Source organism: Klebsiella africana (assembly GCF_020526085.1).
GTDB classification, from domain to species: domain Bacteria; phylum Pseudomonadota; class Gammaproteobacteria; order Enterobacterales; family Enterobacteriaceae; genus Klebsiella; species Klebsiella africana.
The window spans coordinates 336244-360087 of record NZ_CP084874.1; the positions used below are offsets into that span (position 1 = coordinate 336244).

Consider the following 23844-nt stretch of genomic DNA (forward strand, 5'->3'; position numbering starts at 1 on the left):
GGCCGGGTAAGGCGTAGCCGCCACCCGGCATTGTTCAGGAACCCAATCGCAATGTCCTCATCCCGTCCGGTATTCCGCTCGCGCTGGCTGCCCTATGTGCTGGTCGCGCCGCAGCTGATTATCACGCTGATTTTCTTTATCTGGCCAGCGGGCGAAGCGCTGTGGTACTCGCTGCAGAGCGTCGATCCGTTTGGCCTTTCCAGCCAGTTTGTCGGCCTGGATAACTTCGTCACGCTGTTCCACGACCCGTACTATCTGGACTCGTTCTGGACCACTATAAAATTCAGCACCCTGGTGACCGTCAGCGGCCTGCTCATTTCGCTGTTTTTTGCCGCGCTGGTCGACTACGTGGTGCGCGGCAGCCGCTTTTATCAAACGCTGATGCTGCTGCCGTATGCCGTGGCCCCCGCCGTCGCGGCGGTGCTGTGGATCTTCCTCTTCAATCCCGGACGTGGGCTGATCACCCATTTCCTCGGCGAATTGGGTTACGACTGGAACCACGCGCAAAACAGCGGCCAGGCGATGTTTCTGGTGGTCTTTGCCTCGGTCTGGAAGCAGATAAGCTACAACTTCCTGTTCTTTTTTGCCGCGCTGCAGTCGATCCCGCGTTCGCTGGTTGAGGCCGCCGCCATCGACGGCGCCGGGCCGATTCGCCGCTTCTTCAAGCTGGCGCTGCCGCTGATTGCGCCGGTGAGTTTCTTCCTGCTGGTGGTCAACCTGGTTTACGCCTTCTTTGATACCTTCCCGGTGATCGATGCCGCCACCGCCGGTGGCCCGGTGCAGGCGACCACCACTCTGATCTACAAAATTTATCGCGAAGGTTTCGCCGGGCTCGATCTTTCCGCTTCCGCCGCGCAGTCGGTGGTGCTGATGTTCCTCGTCATTATCCTGACGGTGGTGCAGTTCCGTTACGTTGAAAGTAAGGTGCGTTACCAATGATTGAGAACCGTCGCGGGCTGACGATTTTTAGCCACACCATGCTGATTCTGGGTATCGCCGTCATTTTATTCCCACTGTACGTCGCTTTTGTGGCGGCGACGCTGGATAACAAATCGGTATTTGAAACGCCGATGACGCTGCTCCCCGGCGGCCATCTGCTGGAAAACATGAAGACCATTTGGGTGAACGGCGTCGGCGTCAACAGCGCGCCGTTCTGGCTGATGATGCTCAACAGCTTCATCATGGCGTTCGCCATTACGGTGGGCAAAATCGTGGTGTCGATGCTGTCGGCGTTCGCCATCGTGTGGTTCCGCTTTCCGCTGCGTAACCTGTTCTTCTGGATGATCTTTATCACCCTGATGCTGCCGGTCGAGGTGCGTATTTTCCCGACGGTGGAAGTGATCGCCAACCTCAACATGCTCGACAGCTATGCCGGATTAACGCTGCCGTTAATGGCTTCGGCTACCGCCACCTTCTTGTTCCGCCAGTTCTTTATGACCCTGCCGGACGAGCTGATTGAAGCGGCGCGTATCGATGGCGCTTCGCCGATGCGCTTCTTCCGCGACATCGTGCTGCCGCTGTCGAAAACCAACCTCGCCGCGCTGTTCGTCATCACCTTTATCTACGGCTGGAACCAGTATCTGTGGCCGTTGCTGATTATTCAGGATGTGAATCTTGGCACCGCCGTCGCCGGTATCAAAGGCATGATCGCCACCGGCGAAGGTACTACCCAGTGGAATCAGGTGATGGCGGCGATGCTGCTGACTCTGATCCCACCGGTCGTCATCGTTTTAGCCATGCAGCGCGCCTTTGTGCGTGGCCTGGTCGATAGTGAGAAATAAAATGGCTGGTTTAAAACTACAGGCAGTAAGCAAAAGCTGGGATGGCAAAACCCAGGTGATTCAACCGCTGACGCTGGACGTGGCGGACGGGGAATTCATCGTCATGGTCGGCCCGTCGGGCTGCGGGAAATCAACGCTGCTGCGGATGGTCGCCGGACTGGAGCGGGTGACCAGCGGCGATATCTGGATTGATCGCAAACGGGTGACTGAGATGGAGCCGAAGGATCGCGGCATCGCGATGGTGTTCCAGAACTATGCCCTTTATCCGCATATGAGCGTGGAAGAGAACATGGCGTGGGGGCTGAAGATCCGCGGCATGGGGAAGGGACTGATCGCCGAGCGGGTGCAGGAGGCTGCGCGTATTCTTGAGCTGGATGGCCTGCTCAAGCGCCGCCCGCGGGAACTGTCCGGCGGCCAGCGCCAGCGCGTGGCGATGGGCCGCGCCATCGTGCGTGACCCGGCGGTGTTCCTGTTCGACGAACCGTTGTCAAACCTCGACGCCAAGCTGCGTGTGCAGATGCGTCTTGAGCTACAGCAACTGCATCGTCGCCTGAAAACCACTTCGCTGTATGTCACCCACGATCAGGTGGAGGCGATGACCCTCGCCCAGCGGGTGATGGTGATGAATAAAGGCGTTGCCGAGCAGATCGGCACCCCGGTTGAGGTGTATGAAAAACCCGCCAGCCGCTTTGTGGCGAGCTTTATCGGCAGCCCGGCCATGAACCTGCTGGAAGGGCGCATCAGCGATGACGGCGGCCGCTTTGAGCTGGCGGGCGGCATGCAGCTGCCGACGAATCATGAGCACCGGCGCCACGCCGGGCGTAAAATGACCCTCGGTATCCGCCCGGAGCATTTTATTTTAAGCTCGCAGGCGCAAGGCGGCATTCCGCTGCTGATGGACACCCTGGAAATTTTAGGTGCCGATAACCTCGCCCACGGGCGCTGGGGCGAACAGAAGCTGGTAGTCAGACTGCCGCACCAGCAGCGCCCGGCGGCAGGCAGCACGCTATGGCTGCATCTGCCATTGGAACATCTGCACCTCTTTGATGGTGAAACAGGACAACGCGCATGAGTAACTGGCCTTATCCCCGCATCGTCGCCCATCGCGGCGGCGGTAAACTGGCGCCGGAGAACACCCTGGCGGCTATCGACGTCGGCGCCCGCTACGGGCACACGATGATTGAGTTTGACGCCAAGCTGTCGAAGGACGGGCAGATCTTTCTGCTGCATGACGATAATCTCGAACGTACCAGCAATGGCTGGGGCGTGGCGGGCGAGCTGGCGTGGGACGATCTGCTGAAGGTCGATGCCGGCAGCTGGTTCAGCCGTGAATTTAAGGGCGAACCGCTGCCGCTGCTCTCCCAGGTGGCGGAGCGCTGCCGCCGTCACGGCATGATGGCGAATATCGAAATTAAGCCGACCACCGGGCTGGGGCCGCAGACCGGCAACGTGGTGGCGCTGGCTGCGCGCGATCTGTGGCAAGGCATGACCGCGCCGCTGCTCTCATCCTTTGAAATCGACGCGCTGGAAGCGGCGCAGGAAGCCGCGCCCGAGCTACCGCGCGGGCTGCTGCTGGATGAGTGGCGCGATGACTGGCGCGAATTGACCGCCCGGCTGGGCTGCGTCTCAATTCATCTCAACCACAAGCTGCTGGATGCGGCGCGGGTAGCAAGCCTGAAACAGGCCGGCCTGCATATTCTGGTGTATACGGTCAATAAACCCCAGCGCGCCGCCGAGCTGCTGCACTGGGGCGTAGACTGCATCTGCACCGATGCTATTGATGTCATCGGGCCGAATTTCCAGCCTTAAGACGGATTTGCGGCGGCTGTCCTTTACGGGTTGGTCTGCCGCAGCATTCCACCATTGTTGTTCGGTAGCACCTGCTGCGGCGGATTGAGATTACCGCCCTGGGCCGCGCGCTGCTGATTAGTCTGCAGCTGGTTTTGCAAATGCTGCTGTTGCGAGCGGGTCTGATTGTTCAGATCCTGCTTCAGCATGCTTTGCTGCTGCTGTTGCTGCACCTTCATCTCATTTTGCATACGCTGCTGGCTGGGCACCACGTAACCCGGCTGGTTAGGGTTGTTATTAACATTGATCGGCTGGGCTAATACGCCAAGCGGCATCAGCGCCGCCAGAAACAGAATCGCTTTCATGGTTTTCTCCTCCCGTGCGTGGGATCACTTAAGTGTACCTCAAATCCGCCATAACAATGATTTTTTAGGAGTTATCAACCAGGCTTAAGCGGGGAATGAAACCTACCTTTCTGGAGTAAGACAATGATAAAAACAATATGGCGTCTGGTGGTCATCGCTGCGTTGCTGGCGGGGGGCAGTTTTACCGTCGCCGCCAATCCGCCACCGCCGCCGGTCTCTTATGGCGTAGAGGAAGATGTGTTCCACCCGGTACGCGCCCGGCAGGGGATGGTGGCGTCGGTGGACGCGCTAGCGACCCGTGTCGGCGTGGATATTCTGCGCCAGGGCGGCAACGCCGTCGATGCGGCAGTGGCGGTTGGCTACGCGCTGGCGGTCACCCATCCGCAGGCCGGGAATATCGGCGGCGGCGGTTTTATGATGCTGCGGACTAAAGACGGCAAGACCACAGCGATCGATTTCCGCGAAATGGCGCCGGAGCAGGCCACCCGCGACATGTTCCTGGACGACCAGGGCAACCCGGATAGTAAAAAATCACTGACTTCGCATCTCGCCTCCGGCACGCCAGGCAGCGTCGCCGGTTTCTCTCTCGCGCTGGAAAAATACGGCACCATGCCGCTGAACAAAGTGATCCGCCCGGCGATTAAGCTGGCAGAAGAGGGCTTTATCGTTAACGATGCGCTGGCGGACGATCTGAAGACCTACGGCAGCGAAGTGATCCCGCAGCATGAAAACAGTAAAGCGATCTTCTGGAAGAACGGCGAGCCGCTGAAGAAGGGCGATCGGCTGGTGCAAAAGAATCTGGGGAAAAGCCTGGAGCTAATTGCCGAGCATGGCCCGGACGCTTTTTATAAAGGGGCCATCGCCGACCAGATCGCTGACGAGATGAAAAAGCACGGCGGACTTATCACCAAAGCCGATCTCGCCGGCTATAAGGCTGTGGAGCGTACGCCGGTTAGCGGCGAGTATCGCGGGTATGAGGTTTACTCTATGCCGCCGCCGTCCTCCGGCGGGATCCACATCGTGCAGATCCTGAATATCCTCGAAAACTTCGATATGCAGAAATATGGCTTTGGCAGCGCCGACGCTATGCAGGTGATGGCGGAGGCAGAGAAACACGCCTATGCCGACCGCTCTGAATATCTCGGCGATCCAGACTTCGTCAACGTGCCGTGGCAGGCGCTGACCAGCAAAGCTTACGCCAAAACGATAGCCGCCGAAATTGATGTGAATAAGGCGAAGCCTTCCAGCCAGATCCGTCCGGGCAAGCTGGCGCCGTATGAAAGCAACCAGACCACCCACTTTTCGGTGGTCGATAAAGACGGCAATGCGGTGGCGGTGACCTATACGCTGAATACCACCTTCGGTACCGGCATTGTGGCCGGTGATTCCGGTATTTTGCTCAATAACCAGATGGATGATTTCTCGGCGAAGCCCGGCGTGCCTAACGTCTATGGTCTGGTGGGCGGCGACGCCAATGCGGTGGAGCCGAAAAAACGCCCGCTGTCGTCGATGTCGCCGACCATTGTGGTGAAAGACGGCAAAACCTGGCTGGTGACCGGCAGCCCGGGCGGCAGTCGGATTATCACCACCGTACTGCAGATGGTGGTCAATACCATCGATTTCGGGATGAACGTTGCGGAAGCCACCAACGCACCGCGTTTTCACCATCAATGGCTGCCGGATGAGCTGCGGGTGGAGAAAGGCTTTAGCCCGGATACCCTGAAGCTGCTGGAGGCGAAGGGGCAGAAAGTGGCGCTAAAAGAGGCGATGGGCAGTACCCAGAGCATCATGGTGGGGCCGGAAGGCATGCTGTATGGCGCCTCCGATCCGCGTTCACCGGATGATTTTACGGCGGGATATTAAGGGATGTGCCGGGCAGCGCGACGTTTGCCCGGCAGGGATACCCGTAGGCCCGGTAAGCGTCGCGCCACCGGGCGATATATGGATTACTTCAGCCGCGCCATAAAACAGGCATCCACGTATTCGCCGTTGCGCAGCGCGAAGCGCTTGCCGGTTCCTTCGATGACAAAGCCGTGTTTCTGGTACACCGCGATGGCCCGGGCGTTATCGGCGAACACCGTCAGCTCAATACGCTCGACCCGCAGCCAGTTATCGCACAGGTCGATCATCTCGCGCATCAGCGCGCTGCCGATGCCGCAACCTTGATGGCCGGCGGCAACCGCCATGCCAAAGGTTGCGACGTGGCTGCGCCGAGGGCGCGGCTCAACATGGAGCGACAGATGTCCGGCGACCTGCTCGCCCAGCGTCGCCACCAGATGGAAGGTATGGGGTTTGGGTTGTAGCTTCTCCTGCCAGGCTTCCATCGAGGGATAGGGGATCTGTAGCGTGTCATGATAGACCTCCGGGTGCGCCATCAGCATACGTAAAGGTTCAGCATCGCGCGGTTCGGCATGGCGTATCACTATGTCACTCATTCCCTTATCCTCTTTTTGGTTGTCGATTCCTCTCCACCATCTCTGACGGCAGCCGGGGAGTCAATGTTGTTTTTTGCAAAAAAAAGTAGACAACTGCGAATGAGAATGATTATTATTGTCCTGCATTCAGGAAGACCCCTGCGGAAAGCCTGAAAGCACGACATTGCTCACATTGCTTCCAGTATTACTTTAGCCAGCCGGGTGCTGGCTTTTTTTTTGCCGCTATCTCAGGCGCTCTGCGGCCTGTCGGGCTCCGCGTCGGCTTTGGAGGGGGCGTCTGCTACCAGACCGAGAATATGACTTTTGTTCTCCGCGGCGGCCAGCATTTCAGCGCGACCGGAAAAAACGCCACCTTTCTTGATCGCCAGCGCGCAATAGGCGAGGGTACCCTCCAGATTGCCATGTTCCTCGATGGTGATGCTGTCGCCATGACACTGGCCCTGCACCCTGCCGTCGATTATCAACTCCCGGCAGCTGACGTTGCCCTCCACCTGGCCTTCACGCATTACCTTAATCAAATGCTCTTTGGCCTCAATGTTGCCGGTGACCTGGCCGTGGATATAGACATGGCCGCTGGCGACTATGTTGCCGACGAAATGCACCCCGCTGGCGATGACCGTAGTCTCGTGTTTTTTGCTGGCGACCGCTTCGGGCTCTGGGTTTATTGCCGGAGGCGTGGCTGCTTCTGATATCTGAGGTTCCGTTTTATTTTTTTTAATAAACATCGCGTTAATCTTGTTCCGTTGGCTATGGAGGAGGAAAGCGACAAGCGCGCAGGCGGCCGCCAGGCGCGCCAGCGCGATTACATCGACAGACCAGGCGATCAGCGCGAGAAGCCAGAAAAAAAGGGCGCCGTTTATGGCGAGATACTGTTTGTCCATCTGCAGCGGCTGGCTACTCCGTTAGTCATCAGCAACGTCCTGGTTTGCCCTCCACTTATCCGCAGTTTTGCCATGACGATCAAGGTTTTTTGCCGAAAACTGATGATTTAATCACTTATTAATCAGATAGTTATTAATAATTACGTATAGGTGATACTGGAACTATTTTGCTAACGAATCTTCACTGCAAGCGAACAGAGAGGATGAAGTGATGGACCGGCTTGCGCTATGGTTGAAGGTAGCTCATCAACTAAGGACAGCGTTATGACTCTGCACTGTGCATTTATTGGCTTTGGTAAAAGCACCACCCGCTATCACCTTCCTTACGTTTTGCACCGCAAAGACCGCTGGCAGGTGGCGCACATTTACCGTCGCCGGGCGAAGCCCGAGGAGCAGGCGCCGCAATATTCCCATATTCATTTCACCAGCGACCTTGATGACGTGTTAAACGATCCACAGGTCAAGCTGGTGGTGGTCTGCACCCACGCCGACAGCCATTTTGAATATGCGAAAAAGGCGCTGGAGGCGGGGAAAAACGTGCTGGTGGAAAAGCCATTCACCCCGACGCTTGAGGAAGCAAAAACCCTGTTTGCCCTGGCAAACAGCAAAGGTCTGACGGTGACGCCCTACCAGAACCGCCGCTTCGACTCCTGCTTCCTGACTACCAAAAAGGTGATTGAGAGTGGGAAACTCGGCGAACTGGTGGAGATCGAAAGCCATTTCGATAATTATCGCCCGCTGGCGGAGACCAACCCCGGCGGTCCGCAAAACGGCGAGTTCTATGGCCTTGGCGTACATACCCTGGATCAGATCATTTCGCTGTTTGGCCGTCCGGACCATGTCTCTTACGATCTGCGCTCGCTGCGCAATAAAGCCAACCCGGATGACACCTTTGAGGCCCAGCTGTTCTACGGCGATCTGAAGGCCATCGTCAAAACCAGCCATCTGGTGCAGATCGACTACCCGAAATTTATCGTTCACGGCCATAAAGGTTCGTTTGTGAAATACGGCATTGACCAGCAGGAGACCAGCCTGAAGGCCAATATCATGCCGGGCGAGCCGGGTTTTGGCGCGGACGACAGCGTCGGCGAGCTGGTGTACGTCAATGAGGCGGGGGAGACGGTGCGTGAAGCGGTGCCGCTGGAGAGCGGCGACTACGGTCGGGTGTACGACGCGCTGTACGACACCCTCGTCAACGGCCAGCCGAATTACGTCAAGGAATCTGACGTTCTCACCAATATGGAGATCCTGCAGCGCGGCTTTGAGCAGCCTTCACCGGCCACCATTACCCTTACCCGATAAGTCAAATTGGCTCCTCTGCGCTTGTTCATATTTTTTGAACAGAGGAGTCAATTTTCACCCTCTATGATCGCCGGCGAAATGGGTCCACACTGATTCCATCGAAAACATACGGGGGTGCAACATGATTTACTTACGCAAAGCGAACGAACGTGGCCACGCTAACCATGGCTGGCTGGATTCCTGGCATACTTTCTCTTTCGCCAACTATTATGACCCGAACTTTATGGGCTTCTCCGCCCTGCGGGTGATTAACGACGACGTCATCGACGCCGGTCAGGGCTTCGGTACCCACCCGCACAAAGACATGGAGATCCTGACTTATGTGCTGGAAGGGGCGGTGGAGCACCAGGACAGCATGGGTAACAAAGAGCAGGTGCCGGCGGGCGAGTTCCAGATCATGAGCGCGGGTACCGGGGTGCGCCACTCTGAGTACAACCCGAGCAAAACCGATCGTCTGCGTCTGTATCAGATCTGGATTATTCCGGAAGAAACCGGTATTACCCCGCGCTACGAGCAGCGCCGCTTCGACGCCGCCCAGGGCAAACAGCTGGTGCTGTCGCCGGATGCCCGAGATGGCTCGCTGAAGGTCTACCAGGATATGGAACTCTATCGCTGGGCGCTGCTGAAAGATGAGCAGTCGGTTCACCAGATTGCCGCGGAACGCCGTGTGTGGATCCAGGTGGTCAAAGGCGAAGTGACCATCAACGGTACCAAAGCCACCACCAGCGACGGTTTGGCCATCTGGGACGAGCAGGCGATTTCGGTTCATGCCGACAGCGATAGCGAGATCCTGCTGTTCGATCTGCCGCCGGTTTGATAGTTATCTGAGTCAGGTTAAATAAATTGCGCAGCCTTCCCTCATGTTAGGGAAGGTTGCGCTTTGTCCGTGATAAACTGAGAAAATGTTTCCCCGTTGATCACAGTCAGGACGATGAAAAAGAAAAGACCCGTACTTCAGGATGTAGCCGATCTTGTCGGCGTGACCAAAATGACGGTCAGTCGCTATTTACGCAACCCGGAGCAGGTCTCCGAAGCGCTGCGTGGCAAGATTGCCGTTGCCCTCGATGAACTGGGTTATATTCCCAATCGCGCCCCTGACATTCTCTCCAACGCCACCAGCCGCGCCATCGGCGTGCTGCTGCCGTCGTTAACTAACCAGGTCTTCTCGGAAGTGCTGCGTGGTATCGAAAGCGTCACCGACGCCTTCGGCTATCAAACCATGCTGGCGCACTACGGCTATAAGCCGGAAATGGAAGAGAAACGCCTTGAATCGATGCTCTCGTGGAACATTGATGGCCTGATCCTCACCGAACGCACCCATACGCCGCGCACCCTGAAGATGATCGAAGTCGCCGGCATTCCGGTGGTGGAGCTGATGGACAGCCGGTCACCGTGCCTCGATATCGCCGTCGGGTTCGATAACTTTGAAGCCGCCCGGCAGATGACGGCGGCGATCATTGCCCGCGGCCACCGCCACGTTGCTTATCTCGGCGCGCGTCTTGATGAACGTACTATCATCAAACAGAAGGGGTACGAGCAGGCGATGCTTGACGCCGGGATGACGCCCTACAGCGTGATGGTGGAGCAATCCTCTTCCTATTCTTCGGGGATTGAGCTGATGCGCCAGGCGCGCCGCGAATATCCGCAGCTCGACGGTATCTTCTGCACCAACGATGACCTCGCGGTCGGCGCGGCGTTCGAATGCCAGCGTCTGGGGCTGAAGATCCCCGATGATATGGCGATTGCCGGGTTCCACGGCCACGATATCGGCCAGGTGATGGAGCCGCGGCTGGCCAGCGTTCTGACCCCGCGCGAGCGGATGGGACGCATCGGCGCCGAACGGCTGCTGGCGCGCATTCGTGGTGAAGCGATTACCCCTAAGATGTTAGATTTAGGTTTCACATTGTCACCGGGCGGATCAATTTAAACTGACAAGTTTGAAGTAGATCACACATATTCACATCTGGCACGAATGGATATTGCTTCTCCACAGGTCCGGCATGACAATGTTACCGATAACAGTTACCCGTAACAATCAATCGATACGCCGCCTTCGCGCTGGATGAGTCAGCCCCGGCGCGGCGTACCAGTCCAGTGGGAGGACGCTTTGAGCACGACTAACCATGATCACCACGTCTATGTCCTGATGGGCGTTTCCGGCAGCGGAAAATCTGCTGTCGCCAGCGAAGTGGCGCATCAACTGCATGCCGCGTTTCTTGACGGCGACTTTCTCCATCCGCGCAGCAACATCACCAAGATGGCCTCCGGCGAGCCGCTCAACGACGATGATCGCACCCCGTGGCTGCAGGCGCTGAATGACGCCGCGTTCGCCATGCAGCGTACCAACAAGGTGTCGCTGATCGTCTGCTCGGCTCTGAAGAAGAGCTATCGCGACATTCTGCGCAAGGGCAACCCGAACCTCTCCTTCATCTATCTGAAAGGCGACTTCGACGTGATCGAAAACCGTCTGAAGGCACGCAAAGGGCACTTCTTCAAAACCCAAATGTTGGTGACGCAGTTTGAAACGCTGCAGGAACCAGGCGCCGACGAGAGCGATGTGCTTATCGTCGATATCGACCAGCCGCTGGAAGGCGTGGTGGCCAGCACCATCGAGGTGATCAACAAAGGCAGTCACTAGTGAGTACTTTAACGCTTGTTTTAACAGCAGTCGGCTCGGTATTGCTGCTGCTGTTTTTAGTCATGAAGGCGCGGATGCATGCCTTCGTGGCTTTGATGGTGGTTTCTATTGGTGCAGGACTTTTCTCCGGCATGCCGCTGGATAAAATCGCGGCGACGATGGAGAAAGGGATGGGCGGTACGCTGGGTTTCCTGGCGATCGTCGTCGCGCTCGGCGCGATGTTCGGTAAGATCCTGCATGAAACGGGGGCGGTCGATCAGATTGCCGTCAAGATGCTCAAATCCTTCGGCCACAGCCGGGCGCACTATGCGATTGGCCTCGCCGGCCTTATCTGCGCGCTACCGCTGTTCTTCGAAGTCGCCATTGTCCTGCTGATCAGCGTTGCCTTCTCGATGGCGCGCCATACCGGCACAAACCTCGTGAAGCTGGTGATCCCGCTGTTTGCCGGGGTAGCCGCCGCCGCGGCCTTCCTGCTGCCGGGGCCGGCGCCGATGCTGCTGGCGTCGCAAATGCACGCCGACTTTGGCTGGATGATCCTGATTGGCCTGTGCGCCGCCATTCCGGGGATGATTATCGCCGGTCCGCTGTGGGGTAACTTTATCAGCCGCTACGTTGAACTGCATATTCCTGACGATATCAGCGAACCGCATCTCGGCGAAGGCAAAATGCCCTCCTTCGGCTTTAGCCTGGCGCTGATCCTGCTGCCGCTGGTGCTGGTGGGTCTGAAAACCATCGCCGCGCGCTTTGTGCCGGTGGGTTCCACTGCCTACGAATGGTTCGAGTTTATCGGCCACCCGTTCACCGCGATCCTGGTGGCTTGCCTGGTGGCAATCTACGGCCTGGCCATGCGCCAGGGGATGGCGAAAGACCGCGTGATGGAGATCTGTGGCCACGCGCTGCAGCCGGCGGGGATTATCCTGCTGGTGATCGGGGCAGGCGGCGTCTTCAAACAGGTGCTGGTAGACTCTGGTGTGGGCCCGGCGCTTGGTGAAGCGCTGACCGGTATGGGCCTGCCGATCGCCATTACCTGTTTCGTGCTGGCAGCGGCGGTGCGTATCATTCAGGGCTCTGCCACCGTAGCGTGCCTGACGGCGGTTGGCCTGGTGATGCCGGTGATTGAGCAGCTGAACTACAGCGGCGCACAGATGGCGGCTCTGTCTATCTGTATCGCCGGCGGCTCGATTGTCGTGAGCCATGTGAACGACGCCGGCTTCTGGCTGTTCGGTAAATTTACCGGCGCCAGCGAAGCCCAGACGCTGAAAACCTGGACCATGATGGAAACCATCCTGGGTACCACCGGGGCGATTGTCGGCATGATCGCCTTCCAGCTGCTGAGCTAAGCGAATTTTCACCCCACTCGCGGGAAATAAAAAGCCAGGGTAACGCTGCTTACCCTGGCTTCTTTGCAATAAGCCGCCCTTTTTCCCTCTTTTCCTTACCAGCTATTGGCCCTTATTAGCGCTACGACGATGCTCGTATCCCTCGTCAGCCCTTGCTGTGACTGGGTTTGGCGCTTTTTTTTGGCAAGCGGAAAAGCGCCTGATTTCGCGCTTAATCCATAATCAGGATCAATAAAATAGCGACGGAAAATATTCCATTCCCCCGGGGATTTCCCCGATAATCGTTGCGCTTTTGACGACGACCAGCGACGGTGGGCACTGTGCAGGATAAGTTGCATTTCTGATTGTTCAGCAATCATTGATTAATTTCACTTGCGACTTTAGCTGCATTTTGTAAGGTGAGGGATAATCCAGTTGGAAACTGGCCAGGCACAAACAGCACACACCTCGCAGGAATACGTTATGAAAAATGTTGGTTTTATCGGCTGGCGCGGAATGGTCGGCTCTGTTCTCATGCAACGCATGGTTGAAGAGCGCGATTTCGACGCCATTCGCCCGGTGTTCTTCTCTACCTCCCAGCTGGGACAGCCAGCGCCGTCATTCGGCGGTAGCACCGGTGGTACGCTTCAGGATGCGTTCGATCTGGACGCGCTGAAGGCGCTGGACATTATTGTCACGTGCCAGGGCGGCGATTACACCAACGAGATTTACCCGAAGCTGCGCGAAAGCGGCTGGCAGGGTTACTGGATTGACGCCGCCTCTTCGCTGCGCATGAAGGACGATGCGATCATTATCCTCGACCCGGTTAACCAGGACGTGATCACCGCCGGCCTGAATAACGGCGTGAAAACCTTTGTCGGCGGCAACTGCACCGTCAGCCTGATGCTGATGTCCCTTGGCGGCCTGTTTGCTCAGGATCTGGTGGAGTGGGTCAGCGTGGCGACGTACCAGGCGGCTTCCGGCGGTGGTGCGCGTCATATGCGCGAGCTACTGAGCCAGATGGGGCAGCTGCATAACCATGTGGCCGCGGAGCTGGCGGACCCAGCTTCCGCCATTCTGGATATTGAGCGCAAAGTCACCTCGCTGACCCGTAGCGGCGAGCTGCCGGTGGACAACTTCGGCGTACCGCTGGCAGGCAGCCTGATCCCGTGGATCGACAAACAGCTGGATAACGGCCAGAGCCGCGAAGAGTGGAAAGGCCAGGCGGAGACCAACAAGATCCTCGCCACCTCGTCCGTTATCCCGGTAGACGGCCTGTGCGTTCGCGTTGGTGCGCTGCGCTGCCACAGCCAGGCGTTTACCATCAAGCTCAAGAAAGATGTTTCTATCCCGACCGTTGAGGAACTTCTGGCCGCGCACAACCCGTGGGCCAAAGTGGTGCCAAACGATCGTGAGATTACCATGCGCGAGCTGACCCCAGCCGCGGTGACGGGCACCCTGACTACCCCGGTAGGGCGCCTGCGTAAACTGAATATGGGGCCGGAATACCTTTCGGCCTTTACCGTTGGCGACCAGCTGCTGTGGGGCGCCGCGGAGCCGCTGCGTCGGATGCTTCGCCAGCTGGCATAAGCCCAGGATGAACAGAAAGGGGGTCTTCGAGCCCCCTTTTTTTTTGCGTAATACAAGGAGTAAACGCGGATGTTAGATTTTTCCCCACGGAGGTAACTCAGCCTTGGCTATGCTTTAAGTAAGGAATTCCTTACCTGAAGGTGGGACGGAGCAGAAGGATGCAGAAATTGCTGCGCCGTTCAGGTCAAAAAAAGTCGCCAGTTACAGGAATGAGCGACACTTACAACAGGATGAAAGCATGTCTAATCATATTGATAGAGACGTGATTAATGCGCTAATCGCCGGTCATTTCGCGGATCCCTTTTCCGTGCTCGGCATGCACCGTACTGACGCCGGGCTGGAAGTGCGCGCATTATTACCCGATGCCACCGATGTGTGGGTTATTGAACCGAAGACCGGACGCAAAGTCGGCAAGCTCGAATGCCTCGATTCGCGCGGTTTCTTCAGCGGCGTCCTGCCGCGGCGTAAAAACGCTTTTCGCTATCAGCTGGCCGTCACCTGGCACGGACAGCAAAATCTGATCGATGACCCTTATCGCTTTGGTCCGCTGTTGCAGGACCTTGACGTCTGGCTGCTGTCGGAAGGGACCCACCTGCGTCCTTACGAAACGTTGGGCGCGCACGCTGCCACCATGGACGGCGTCACCGGTACCCGTTTCTCGGTGTGGGCGCCGAACGCCCGCCGCGTGTCGGTGGTGGGGCAGTTTAACTACTGGGATGGCCGTCGCCACCCGATGCGATTCCGCAAAGAGTCCGGGATCTGGGAACTGTTCGTTCCCGGCGCGCACAATGGTCAGCTGTATAAATTCGAGCTGATTGACGCTCACGGCAATCTGCGGGTCAAAGCTGACCCTTACGCCTTTGAGTCGCAAATGCGTCCGGAAAGCGCCTCGCTTATCTGCGACCTGCCGCCCAAAGTGGAACAGCCGGCGGACCGCAAAGCGGCGAACCAGTTTGATGCCCCGATCTCTATCTATGAAGTGCATCTTGGTTCCTGGCGCCGTCATACCGACAATAATTTCTGGCTGAGCTACCGCGAGCTGGCCGATCAGCTGGTGCCCTACGCCAAATGGATGGGATTCACTCATCTCGAACTGCTGCCGGTTAACGAGCACCCGTTCGACGGCAGCTGGGGCTATCAACCCACCGGGCTCTATGCGCCGACCCGCCGTTTCGGCACCCGCGATGATTTCCGTTACTTTATCAACGCCGCGCATGCCGCCGGGCTGAACGTCATCCTCGACTGGGTGCCGGGCCACTTCCCGGCGGATGATTTTGCCCTTGCCTCGTTTGACGGCACTTCGCTGTATGAGCACAGCGATCCGCGCGAGGGGTATCACCAGGACTGGAATACCCTGATCTACAACTACGGACGCCGGGAAGTCAGCAACTACCTGGTGGGTAATGCGCTGTACTGGATCGAACGTTTCGGCATCGATGCGCTGCGGGTCGACGCGGTGGCCTCGATGATCTATCGCGATTACAGCCGCAAGGCGGGAGAGTGGATCCCCAACGAATACGGCGGTCGGGAGAATCTGGAGGCTATTGAGTTTCTGCGCAACACTAACCGCATCCTCGGCGAACAGACGCCGGGCGCGGTGACCATGGCGGAAGAGTCCACCGATTTTGCCGGGGTCACCCGTCCGCCAGCCGGCGGCGGGCTGGGTTTCTGGTTCAAATGGAACCTTGGCTGGATGCACGACACCCTGGACTACATGAAGCTCGATCCGGTGCATCGCCGCTATCATCACGACAAAATGACCTTCGGCATGCTCTACAACTACACCGAGAACTTTGTGCTGCCGCTCTCCCATGATGAAGTGGTGCACGGCAAAAAATCGATTCTCGACCGCATGCCGGGCGATGCCTGGCAGAAGTTTGCCAACCTGCGCGCCTATTACGGCTGGCTGTTCGCCTTCCCGGGGAAAAAGCTGCTGTTTATGGGCAATGAGTTCGCTCAGGGCCGCGAGTGGAACCATGACGTTAGCCTCGACTGGCATCTGCTGGAGGGCGGCGACAACTGGCACCACGGCGTCCAGCGGCTGGTGCGCGACCTCAACCATACCTACCGCCACCATAAAGCGCTGCACGAGCTGGATTTCGACCCCTACGGCTTCGAATGGCTGGTGGTCGACGACCATGAGCGCTCGGTGTTTGTCTTCGTGCGCCGTGACCGGGCGGGCAACGAGATTATCGTTGCCAGCAACTTCACACCGGTGCCGCGCCACGACTACCGCTTCGGCATTAATCAGCCAGGCCGCTGGCGCGAGGCGCTAAATACCGACTCCATGCACTATCACGGCAGCAACCAGGGCAATGGCGGCGTGGTGGAAAGCGATGCCATCCCCAGCCATGGCCGCGAACATTCGCTGTCGCTGACCCTGCCTCCGTTGGCGACGATCTGGCTGGTCCGGGAGGCGCAATGACCTCACTCGCGGCAGGCAAACCTACGCCGTTGGGCGCCAGCTATGACGGCAAGGGCGTGAACTTCGCGCTCTTCTCCGCCCATGCGGAGCGGGTGGAGCTGTGCTTGTTCGACGCGCAGGGCAACGAGCAACGCGTCGATCTCCCGGCGCGCAGCGGCGATATCTGGCACGGCTGGCTACCCGCCGCCGGGCCTGGCCTGCGCTACGGCTATCGGGTACACGGTCCCTGGGATCCCGCGCAGGGACACCGCTTTAACCCGGCCAAACTGTTGATCGATCCCTGTGCCCTCCGGGTCGAGGGCGATCTGCCTGACGATGAGCGCCTGCACGGCGGCATGTGGCAGCCCGACCACCGCGACAGCGCCGCGGTTGCGCCAAAATCGCAGGTGGTGGATCTGCGCTATGACTGGCGTGGCGATAAACCGCCGCGTACCCCGTGGGGAGAAACGGTGATTTATGAAGCGCACGTGAAAGGGCTCACCTTGCTTAATCCGCAGCTACCGGAAGCCATTCGCGGAACCTATAAAGCGCTGGGCCACCCGGCGATGATCGCTTACTTCAAATCGCTGGGCATCAGCGCCCTTGAGCTGCTGCCGGTGGCGCAGTTCGCCAGCGAGCCGCGACTGCAGCGGATGGGGTTAAGCAACTACTGGGGCTACAACCCGCTGGCATGGTTCGCGCTGGATCCGCGCTACGCCAGCGATCCGGATCGCGCCCTGGATGAGTTTCGCGATGCGGTTAAAGCGCTGCATGCCGCTGGTATCGAGGTAATTCTGGATATCGTGCTCAACCACAGCGCGGAAATCGATCTTGAAGGGCCTACCGTCTCCCTGCGCGGAATCGACAACCGTAGCTATTATTGGATAAGGGACGATGGCGATTACCACAACTGGACCGGGTGCGGTAATACGCTCAATCTCAGCCACCTGGGCGTGGTGGAGCTGGCGCGCCAGTGTTTACGCTTCTGGGTAGATGAGTGCCATGTCGACGGTTTTCGCTTCGACCTCGCCTCCGTGATGGGCCGAACCCCGGAATTCCACCAGAATGCGCCGCTGTTCGAGGCTATCCGTGACGACAGCGTGCTGTCGCAGGTGAAACTGATCGCTGAACCCTGGGATATCGGCCCGGGCGGCTATCAGGTGGGTAATTTCCCGCCGCTGTTTGCCGAATGGAATGACCATTTTCGCGATAGCGCCCGACGGTTCTGGCTGCAGCAAAACGTCTCTCTGGGTGACTTTGCCCAACGCTTCGCGGCTTCCAGCGATCTCTTTGCCCGGGATGGTAAGCCGCCATCGGCGACGGTGAATCTGGTGACAGCTCACGATGGCTTCACGCTCCGCGACTGTGTCTGTTTCAATCAGAAACACAATCAGGCAAACGGGGAGGAGAATCGCGATGGGACTAACAACAACTACAGCAACAATCATGGTATAGAAGGATTAGAGGCTAATCTTGCGGTGATTGAACGGCGACGCGCCAGCGTGCATGCGCTGCTGACGACGCTGCTGTTGGCGCAGGGGACGCCGATGCTGCTGGCGGGAGATGAGCAGGGCCACAGTCAGCACGGCAACAATAATGCCTACTGTCAGGATAACGCGTTGACCTGGCTGGACTGGCGTCAGGCGAACCCGGGTTTAATCGCATTTACCGCGGCGCTAATCCATCTACGGCGGCGCATTCCGGCGCTTACCCGCAACCGCTGGTGGCAGGAGGGCGATGGCAACGTCCGCTGGTTGAATCAATACGCCCAGCCGCTGACTGCCGGGGAGTGGCAGCAGGGCGCAGCGTGTATGCAGATCCAGTTGTCGGATCGCTGGCTGCTCACGCTGAACGCCACCGCACAGGTGGTCGATATGGTTTTACCCGAGGGGGAATGGCGCGCCGTTCCTCCATTCGCCGGAGAGGATAATCCGGTCATCATGGCTGTCTGGCATGGGCCCGCGCACGGAGTGTGCGTATTTCAAAGGTCGTAAGCCCTGGAGCTTTCGGTTGGACCCGTGGCGGCGGCGCGGCGGGATGAGCTGGAAAGCGGGGGTGTAAAAAGGAGTTAATCATGGTTAGGCTTGAAAAAAACGATCCGCTGATGCTGGCGCGTCAATTACCCATCAAATCCGTGGCGTTGATCCTCGCGGGCGGGCGTGGCACCCGGCTGAAGGATCTCACCATTAAGCGTGCGAAACCTGCTGTTCACTTTGGCGGCAAGTTCCGTATTATCGATTTCGCATTATCTAACTGCATTAACTCAGGGATCCGCCGTATCGGCGTTATTACCCAGTATCAGTCGCACACGCTGGTGCAGCACATCCAGCGCGGCTGGTCGTTCTTCAGCGAAGAGATGAACGAGTTTGTCGATCTGCTGCCGGCTCAGCAGCGCGTGCACGGCGAAAACTGGTATCGCGGCACGGCAGATGCGGTGACGCAGAACCTGGATATCATCAGCCGCTACAAGGCCGAGTATGTGGTGATCCTCGCGGGCGACCATATTTATAAGCAGGATTACTCGCGCATGCTGATCGACCATGTCGAAAAAGGGGCGCGTTGCACCGTAGCCTGCATGCCGGTGCCCATTGAAGAGGCATCCGCCTTCGGCGTTATGGCGGTCGACGAAAACGAAAAAATCATTGAGTTTGTCGAGAAGCCTGCCAATCCGCCGGCGATGCCGACCGATCCGACCAAATCGCTGGCCAGCATGGGCATTTATGTCTTTGACGCCGCCTACCTTTATGAGCTGCTGGAAGAAGACGATCGCAACGAGAACTCCAGCCACGATTTCGGCAAAGATATCATTCCGAAGATCACCGAAGCTGGCATGGCTTATGCACATCCTTTCCCGCTCTCCTGCGTGCAGTCCGACCCGAACGCCGAACCTTACTGGCGCGATGTGGGGACGCTGGAGGCCTACTGGAAGGCTAACCTCGATCTGGCGTCAGTCACGCCGGAGCTGGATATGTACGACCAGAACTGGCCGATCCGCACCCATATGGAATCGCTGCCGCCGGCGAAGTTTGTGCAGGACCGCTCCGGTAGCCACGGCATGACCCTGAACTCGCTGGTTTCCGGGGGGTGCATTATCTCCGGGTCGGTGGTGGTACAGTCGGTGCTGTTCCCGCGCGTGCGGGTGAATTCGTTCTGTAATATTGATTCGGCAGTCTTGTTGCCAGATGTCTGGGTGGGGCGCTCATGCCGCCTGCGTCGCTGCGTGATTGACCGCGCCTGCGTCATCCCGGAAGGTATGGTAATTGGTGAGAACGCGGAAGAGGATGCACGCCGCTTCTATCGCTCAGAGGAAGGTATCGTGCTGGTGACCCGCGACATGCTGCGGAAATTAGGGCACAAACAGGAGCGCTAATGCAGGTCTTACATGTATGTTCTGAGATGTTCCCGCTGTTAAAGACGGGCGGTCTGGCGGACGTCATCGGCGCACTGCCGGCGGCGCAAATCGCGGAGGGTATCGATACGCGCGTGCTGTTGCCGGCGTTTCCCGATATCCGTCGCGGCGTGGTGGATGCCCAGGTGGTGACCCGCCGGGATACGTTCGCCGGGCGGATCACGCTACTGTACGGCCACTTTAACGGCGTGGGGATCTACCTGATAGACGCCCCACATCTCTATGACCGGCCGGGGAGCCCTTACCACGATACCAACCAGCACGCTTATACCGACAACGTCCTGCGCTTTGCGCTGCTGGGATGGGTGGGAAGTGAAATGGCCAGCGGGCTGGATCCGTTCTGGCGCCCGGATGTGGTTCATGCCCATGACTGGCATGCCGGCCTGACGCCGGCTTACCTGGCGGCGCGCGGACGCCCGGCTAAATCGGTCTTTACCGTGCACAACCTGGCGTACCAGGGGATGTTTTACTCCTGGCATATGAATGACATTGAGCTGCCGTGGTCGTTTTATAACATGCATGGCCTCGAGTTTAACGGCCAGATCTCGTTTCTGAAGGCCGGCCTTTACTACGCCGACCATATTACGGCAGTGAGCCCGACCTACGCGCGCGAGATCACCGAGCCGCAATACGCCTACGGCATGGAGGGGCTGCTGCGCCAGCGCCATCATGAAGGTCGACTGTCGGGAATTCTCAACGGCGTTGACGACGGTATCTGGAGCCCGCAAAACGATCTCCTGCTGCCGATGCGCTACGATCGCGACACGCTGGAGGAGAAGGCGGAGAACAAGCGTCAGCTGCAGATTGCCATGGGCCTGAAGGTCGATGATAAAGCGCCGCTGTTTGCTGTGGTCAGCCGTCTTACCAGCCAGAAAGGGCTGGACCTGGTGCTTGAAGCGCTACCGGGTCTGCTTGAGCAGGGCGGCCAGCTGGCGCTGCTGGGCGCCGGCGATCCGGTGCTGCAGGAAGGTTTCCTCGCCGCCGCCGCCGAACATCCGGGCAAAGTAGGGGTGCAGATTGGCTACCATGAGGCCTTCTCCCACCGCATTATGGGCGGCGCCGACGTCATTCTGGTCCCGAGCCGCTTTGAACCCTGCGGCCTGACCCAGCTGTATGGTCTGAAGTACGGCACGCTGCCGCTGGTGCGCCGCACCGGCGGTCTGGCGGACACCGTTTCTGACAGTTCGCTGGAGAACCTGGCCGATGGTCTGGCGACAGGGTTTGTCTTTGAGGACAGCAATGCGCTGTCGTTGCTGCGCGCTATCCGTCGCGCCTTTGTCCTCTGGTCGCGCCCGTCGCTCTGGCGCTATGTGCAGCGTCAGGCGATGAATATGGATTTTAGCTGGCAGGTTGCCGCGAACTCCTATCGCGAACTTTATCAACGCTTGATGTAACCACTGGAGTCATTGTTATGAATGTACCCTTTAGCTATGCATCACCGACGCTGAGCGTTGAGGCGTTAAAGCACTCTATTGCCTATAAGCTGATGTTTATCATCGGTAAAGATCCGGCCATCGCCAACAAGCATGAATGGCTTAACGCCACGTTGTTTGCCGTTCGCGATCGTATGGTGGAGCGCTGGCTGCGCTCCAACCGCGCGCAGCTCTCCCAGGAAGTGCGCCAGGTGTACTATCTGTCGATGGAGTTTCTGATCGGCCGCACCCTCTCGAATGCGCTGCTGTCGCTGGGTATTTATGACGATGTGAGCAGCGCGCTGGCGGAGATGGGGCTCGATCTCGAAGAGCTGATCGATGAAGAGAATGACCCCGGGCTTGGCAACGGCGGTCTGGGCCGCCTGGCAGCTTGCTTCCTGGATTCCCTGGCGGCGCTGGGCCTGCCGGGACGCGGTTACGGCATCCGCTATGACTACGGGATGTTTAAACAGAATATTGTTGATGGCCGACAAAAAGAGTCGCCTGACTACTGGCTGGAGTACGGTAACCCGTGGGAGTTTGAGCGCCACAACACCCGCTATAAAGTGCGCTTCGGCGGCCGTATTCAGCAGGAAGGAAAGAAAACCCGCTGGATTGAAACAGAAGAGATCATTGCAGAAGCTTACGACCAGATCATCCCCGGCTTCGACACCGACGCCACCAACACGCTGCGTCTGTGGAGCGCGCAGGCCAGTAGCGAAATTAACCTTGGTAAATTCAACCAGGGCGACTACTTCGCTGCGGTAGAGGATAAAAACCACTCCGAAAACGTCTCCCGCGTGCTCTATCCGGACGACTCGACCTACTCCGGCCGCGAGCTGCGCCTGCGCCAGGAGTATTTCCTCGTGTCGGCCACGGTGCAAGATATCCTAAGCCGCCATTACATGTTGCATAAGACCTATGACAACCTGGCGGACAAGATTGCCATTCACCTCAATGACACCCACCCGGTGCTGTCGATACCGGAGCTGATGCGTCTGCTTATCGACGAACATAAGTTCAGCTGGGACGAGGCGTTCGAGGTGACCTGCCAGGTCTTCTCCTATACCAACCACACTCTGATGAGCGAAGCGCTTGAGACCTGGCCGGTGGATATGCTGGGTAAAATTCTGCCGCGCCATTTGCAGATTATCTTTGAGATTAACGACTACTTCCTTAAAACCCTGCAGGAGCAGTATCCGAACGATACCGACCTGCTCAGTCGCACCTCGATTATCGATGAGTCTAATGGCCGTCTCGTGCGCATGGCCTGGCTGGCGGTGGTGGTCAGCCACAAGGTCAACGGGGTGTCCGAGCTGCATTCCCGGCTGATGGTGGAATCACTGTTTGCCGAATTCGCCAAAATTTTTCCGATGCGCTTTATCAACGTGACCAACGGTGTGACACCGCGCCGCTGGCTGGCGCTGGCCAACCCGCCGCTGTCGAAAGTGCTGGATGAGCATATCGGCCGCACCTGGCGGACCGATCTGAGCCAGCTTGATGAGCTGAAACAGCATATCGACTATCCGACGGTCAATCAGGCGGTGCGTCAGGCCAAGCTTGAGAACAAACAGCGGCTGGCCAGCTATATTGCTCAACAGCTCAATGTGGTGGTCAATCCGAAGGCGCTGTTTGATGTGCAGATCAAACGTATCCATGAATATAAACGCCAGCTAATGAATGTGCTGCACGTCATTACCCGCTACAACCGCATCAAGGCCGATCCGCAGGCGGAGTGGGTGCCGCGAGTGAATATTTTCGCCGGTAAAGCGGCCTCGGCCTACTATATGGCCAAGCATATTATTCACCTGATCAACGATGTAGCAGCGGTGATCAATAACGATCCGCAGATTGGCGACAAGCTGAAGGTCGTCTTTATCCCCAACTACAGCGTGAGCCTGGCGCAGTTGATCATTCCGGCGGCAGACCTGTCGGAACAGATCTCCCTTGCAGGTACTGAAGCTTCCGGCACCAGTAATATGAAGTTTGCCCTTAACGGCGCGCTGACCATCGGCACTCTCGACGGGGCAAACGTGGAGATGCAGGAGCACGTGGGCGAAGAGAATATCTTTATCTTCGGCAACACCGCGGAAGAGGTAGAAGAGCTGCGTCGCAGCGGCTATAAACCGCGCGAATACTACGAGCAGGATGAAGAGCTTCACCAGGCGCTGACGCAGATCGGTACTGGCGTGTTCAGCCCGGCGGAACCGGGGCGCTACCGCGACCTGCTGGATTCGCTGATTAACTTCGGCGACCACTACCAGGTGCTGGCGGACTATCGCAGCTATGTGGACTGCCAGGATCGCGTCGACGAGCTGTATCAACATCCGGAAGAGTGGGCCTATAAGGCGATGCTGAATATTGCCAATATGGGTTACTTCTCTTCTGACCGGACGATCCAGGAGTACGCGAAATATATCTGGCATATCGACCCGGTAAGGCTGTAATCCAGTCAACGCAACACAACGGGGCCATTTGGCCCCGTTTCTGTCTGTGTGGCGAACGTTTTATTCGGAAAAG

The 23844-nt window shown here is 58.1% G+C and carries 20 protein-coding genes and 1 pseudogene; 17 read left to right on the plus strand and 4 right to left on the minus strand.

Translation table 11 applies throughout. From position 1 onward, the window contains the following. The first annotated feature begins 51 nt into the window (after window positions 1–51). From ugpA to ugpQ, 4 genes are read left to right on the plus strand one after another with little or no spacing between them, the layout of a single operon-like run. Entirely contained in the window at window positions 52–939 is an 888-nt protein-coding gene (gene ugpA / locus LGL98_RS01535; protein ID WP_015369328.1) for a sn-glycerol-3-phosphate ABC transporter permease UgpA, read from the plus strand. Continuing rightward, window positions 936–1781 (plus strand): sn-glycerol-3-phosphate ABC transporter permease UgpE, encoded by an 846-nt coding sequence (ugpE, locus tag LGL98_RS01540; RefSeq protein ID WP_004185988.1) that lies wholly within the window; start codon window positions 936–938, stop codon window positions 1779–1781. Before ugpA ends, ugpE begins: the two co-directional genes overlap by 4 nt. Before the next feature lies 1 nt (window position 1782). Then, complete coding sequence (locus LGL98_RS01545) at window positions 1783–2853, plus strand: sn-glycerol-3-phosphate import ATP-binding protein UgpC (RefSeq protein WP_004150074.1); 1071 nt, start codon at window positions 1783–1785, stop codon at window positions 2851–2853. Beyond that, on the plus strand, window positions 2850–3590 hold the full coding sequence (gene ugpQ, locus LGL98_RS01550; protein WP_136033746.1) for a glycerophosphodiester phosphodiesterase: 741 nt from the start codon (window positions 2850–2852) through the stop codon (window positions 3588–3590). The genes LGL98_RS01545 and ugpQ overlap by 4 nt, the downstream gene beginning before the upstream one ends. 23 nt (window positions 3591–3613) lie before the next feature. Here the strand turns inward: ugpQ and LGL98_RS01555 are convergent, their stop codons facing one another. Beyond that, window positions 3614–3934 carry a DUF2756 family protein gene (locus LGL98_RS01555; protein WP_061153080.1) on the minus strand — a complete coding sequence of 107 codons (321 nt, stop codon included), beginning with the start codon at window positions 3932–3934 and terminating at the stop codon, window positions 3614–3616. 123 nt (window positions 3935–4057) lie between these two features. On the opposite strand from LGL98_RS01555, the gene ggt reads away from it, so the two are divergent. Further along, window positions 4058–5797 carry a gamma-glutamyltransferase gene (gene ggt / locus LGL98_RS01560; RefSeq protein ID WP_136033744.1) on the plus strand — a complete coding sequence of 580 codons (1740 nt, stop codon included), beginning with the start codon at window positions 4058–4060 and terminating at the stop codon, window positions 5795–5797. 83 nt (window positions 5798–5880) lie between these two features. Here the strand turns inward: ggt and LGL98_RS01565 are convergent, their stop codons facing one another. Continuing rightward, window positions 5881–6357, minus strand: coding sequence for a GNAT family N-acetyltransferase (locus tag LGL98_RS01565; RefSeq protein ID WP_168435393.1), 477 nt, complete (start codon window positions 6355–6357; stop codon window positions 5881–5883). A 239-nt stretch (window positions 6358–6596) separates the two neighbouring features. Next, a complete protein-coding gene (locus LGL98_RS01570) occupies window positions 6597–7229 on the minus strand; it encodes a bactofilin family protein (RefSeq protein WP_226651874.1) in 633 nt (210 codons plus the stop codon). On the opposite strand from LGL98_RS01570, the gene LGL98_RS01575 reads away from it, so the two are divergent. The 6 genes from LGL98_RS01575 to gntU all read left to right on the plus strand — a co-directional run bounded on the left by LGL98_RS01575 (window position 7119) and on the right by gntU (window position 12530). Continuing rightward, entirely contained in the window at window positions 7119–7361 is a 243-nt protein-coding gene (locus LGL98_RS01575) for a hypothetical protein (RefSeq protein WP_226651875.1), read from the plus strand. The two genes, LGL98_RS01570 and LGL98_RS01575, sit on opposite strands and share 111 nt — an antisense overlap. A gap of 153 nt (window positions 7362–7514) precedes the next feature. After that, window positions 7515–8552, plus strand: coding sequence for an oxidoreductase (locus LGL98_RS01580; RefSeq protein WP_136033737.1), 1038 nt, complete (start codon window positions 7515–7517; stop codon window positions 8550–8552). Between the two features lie 121 nt (window positions 8553–8673). After that, complete coding sequence (locus LGL98_RS01585) at window positions 8674–9369, plus strand: pirin family protein (protein ID WP_002920779.1); 696 nt, start codon at window positions 8674–8676, stop codon at window positions 9367–9369. Between the two features lie 114 nt (window positions 9370–9483). Further along, on the plus strand, window positions 9484–10479 hold the full coding sequence (gene gntR, locus LGL98_RS01590; protein WP_002920777.1) for a gluconate operon transcriptional repressor GntR: 996 nt from the start codon (window positions 9484–9486) through the stop codon (window positions 10477–10479). 180 nt (window positions 10480–10659) lie between these two features. Further along, the gene (gene gntK / locus LGL98_RS01595; protein ID WP_012540395.1) at window positions 10660–11190 is read left to right on the plus strand and encodes a gluconokinase; all 531 of its coding nucleotides are present in this window, start codon (window positions 10660–10662) and stop codon (window positions 11188–11190) included. Then, window positions 11190–12530, plus strand: a complete 1341-nt coding sequence (gene gntU, locus LGL98_RS01600; RefSeq protein WP_136033735.1) for a gluconate transporter — start codon at window positions 11190–11192, stop codon at window positions 12528–12530. The genes gntK and gntU overlap by 1 nt, the downstream gene beginning before the upstream one ends. A gap of 8 nt (window positions 12531–12538) precedes the next feature. On the opposite strand, the pseudogene LGL98_RS01605 reads toward gntU, so the two are convergent. Next, a pseudogene (locus tag LGL98_RS01605) lies at window positions 12539–12889 on the minus strand (hypothetical protein). Between the two features lie 103 nt (window positions 12890–12992). On the opposite strand from LGL98_RS01605, the gene asd reads away from it, so the two are divergent. From asd to glgP, 6 genes are all read left to right on the plus strand, one after another. Continuing rightward, window positions 12993–14099: an aspartate-semialdehyde dehydrogenase gene (gene asd / locus LGL98_RS01610; protein WP_012967126.1), complete on the plus strand. Its 1107-nt coding sequence runs from the start codon at window positions 12993–12995 to the stop codon at window positions 14097–14099. 238 nt (window positions 14100–14337) lie between these two features. Beyond that, window positions 14338–16524, plus strand: a complete 2187-nt coding sequence (gene glgB, locus LGL98_RS01615; RefSeq protein ID WP_136033733.1) for a 1,4-alpha-glucan branching enzyme — start codon at window positions 14338–14340, stop codon at window positions 16522–16524. Then, window positions 16521–18497, plus strand: coding sequence for a glycogen debranching protein GlgX (gene glgX / locus LGL98_RS01620; protein ID WP_136033732.1), 1977 nt, complete (start codon window positions 16521–16523; stop codon window positions 18495–18497). The genes glgB and glgX overlap by 4 nt, the downstream gene beginning before the upstream one ends. Window positions 18498–18577: 80 nt before the next feature. Next, window positions 18578–19873, plus strand: coding sequence for a glucose-1-phosphate adenylyltransferase (glgC, locus tag LGL98_RS01625; protein WP_002920566.1), 1296 nt, complete (start codon window positions 18578–18580; stop codon window positions 19871–19873). Further along, window positions 19873–21306, plus strand: coding sequence for a glycogen synthase GlgA (gene glgA, locus LGL98_RS01630; RefSeq protein WP_004202133.1), 1434 nt, complete (start codon window positions 19873–19875; stop codon window positions 21304–21306). Before glgC ends, glgA begins: the two co-directional genes overlap by 1 nt. Window positions 21307–21323: 17 nt before the next feature. Continuing rightward, a complete protein-coding gene (gene glgP, locus LGL98_RS01635; RefSeq protein WP_025710771.1) occupies window positions 21324–23771 on the plus strand; it encodes a glycogen phosphorylase in 2448 nt (815 codons plus the stop codon). The last annotated feature ends 73 nt before the right edge of the window (window positions 23772–23844 follow it).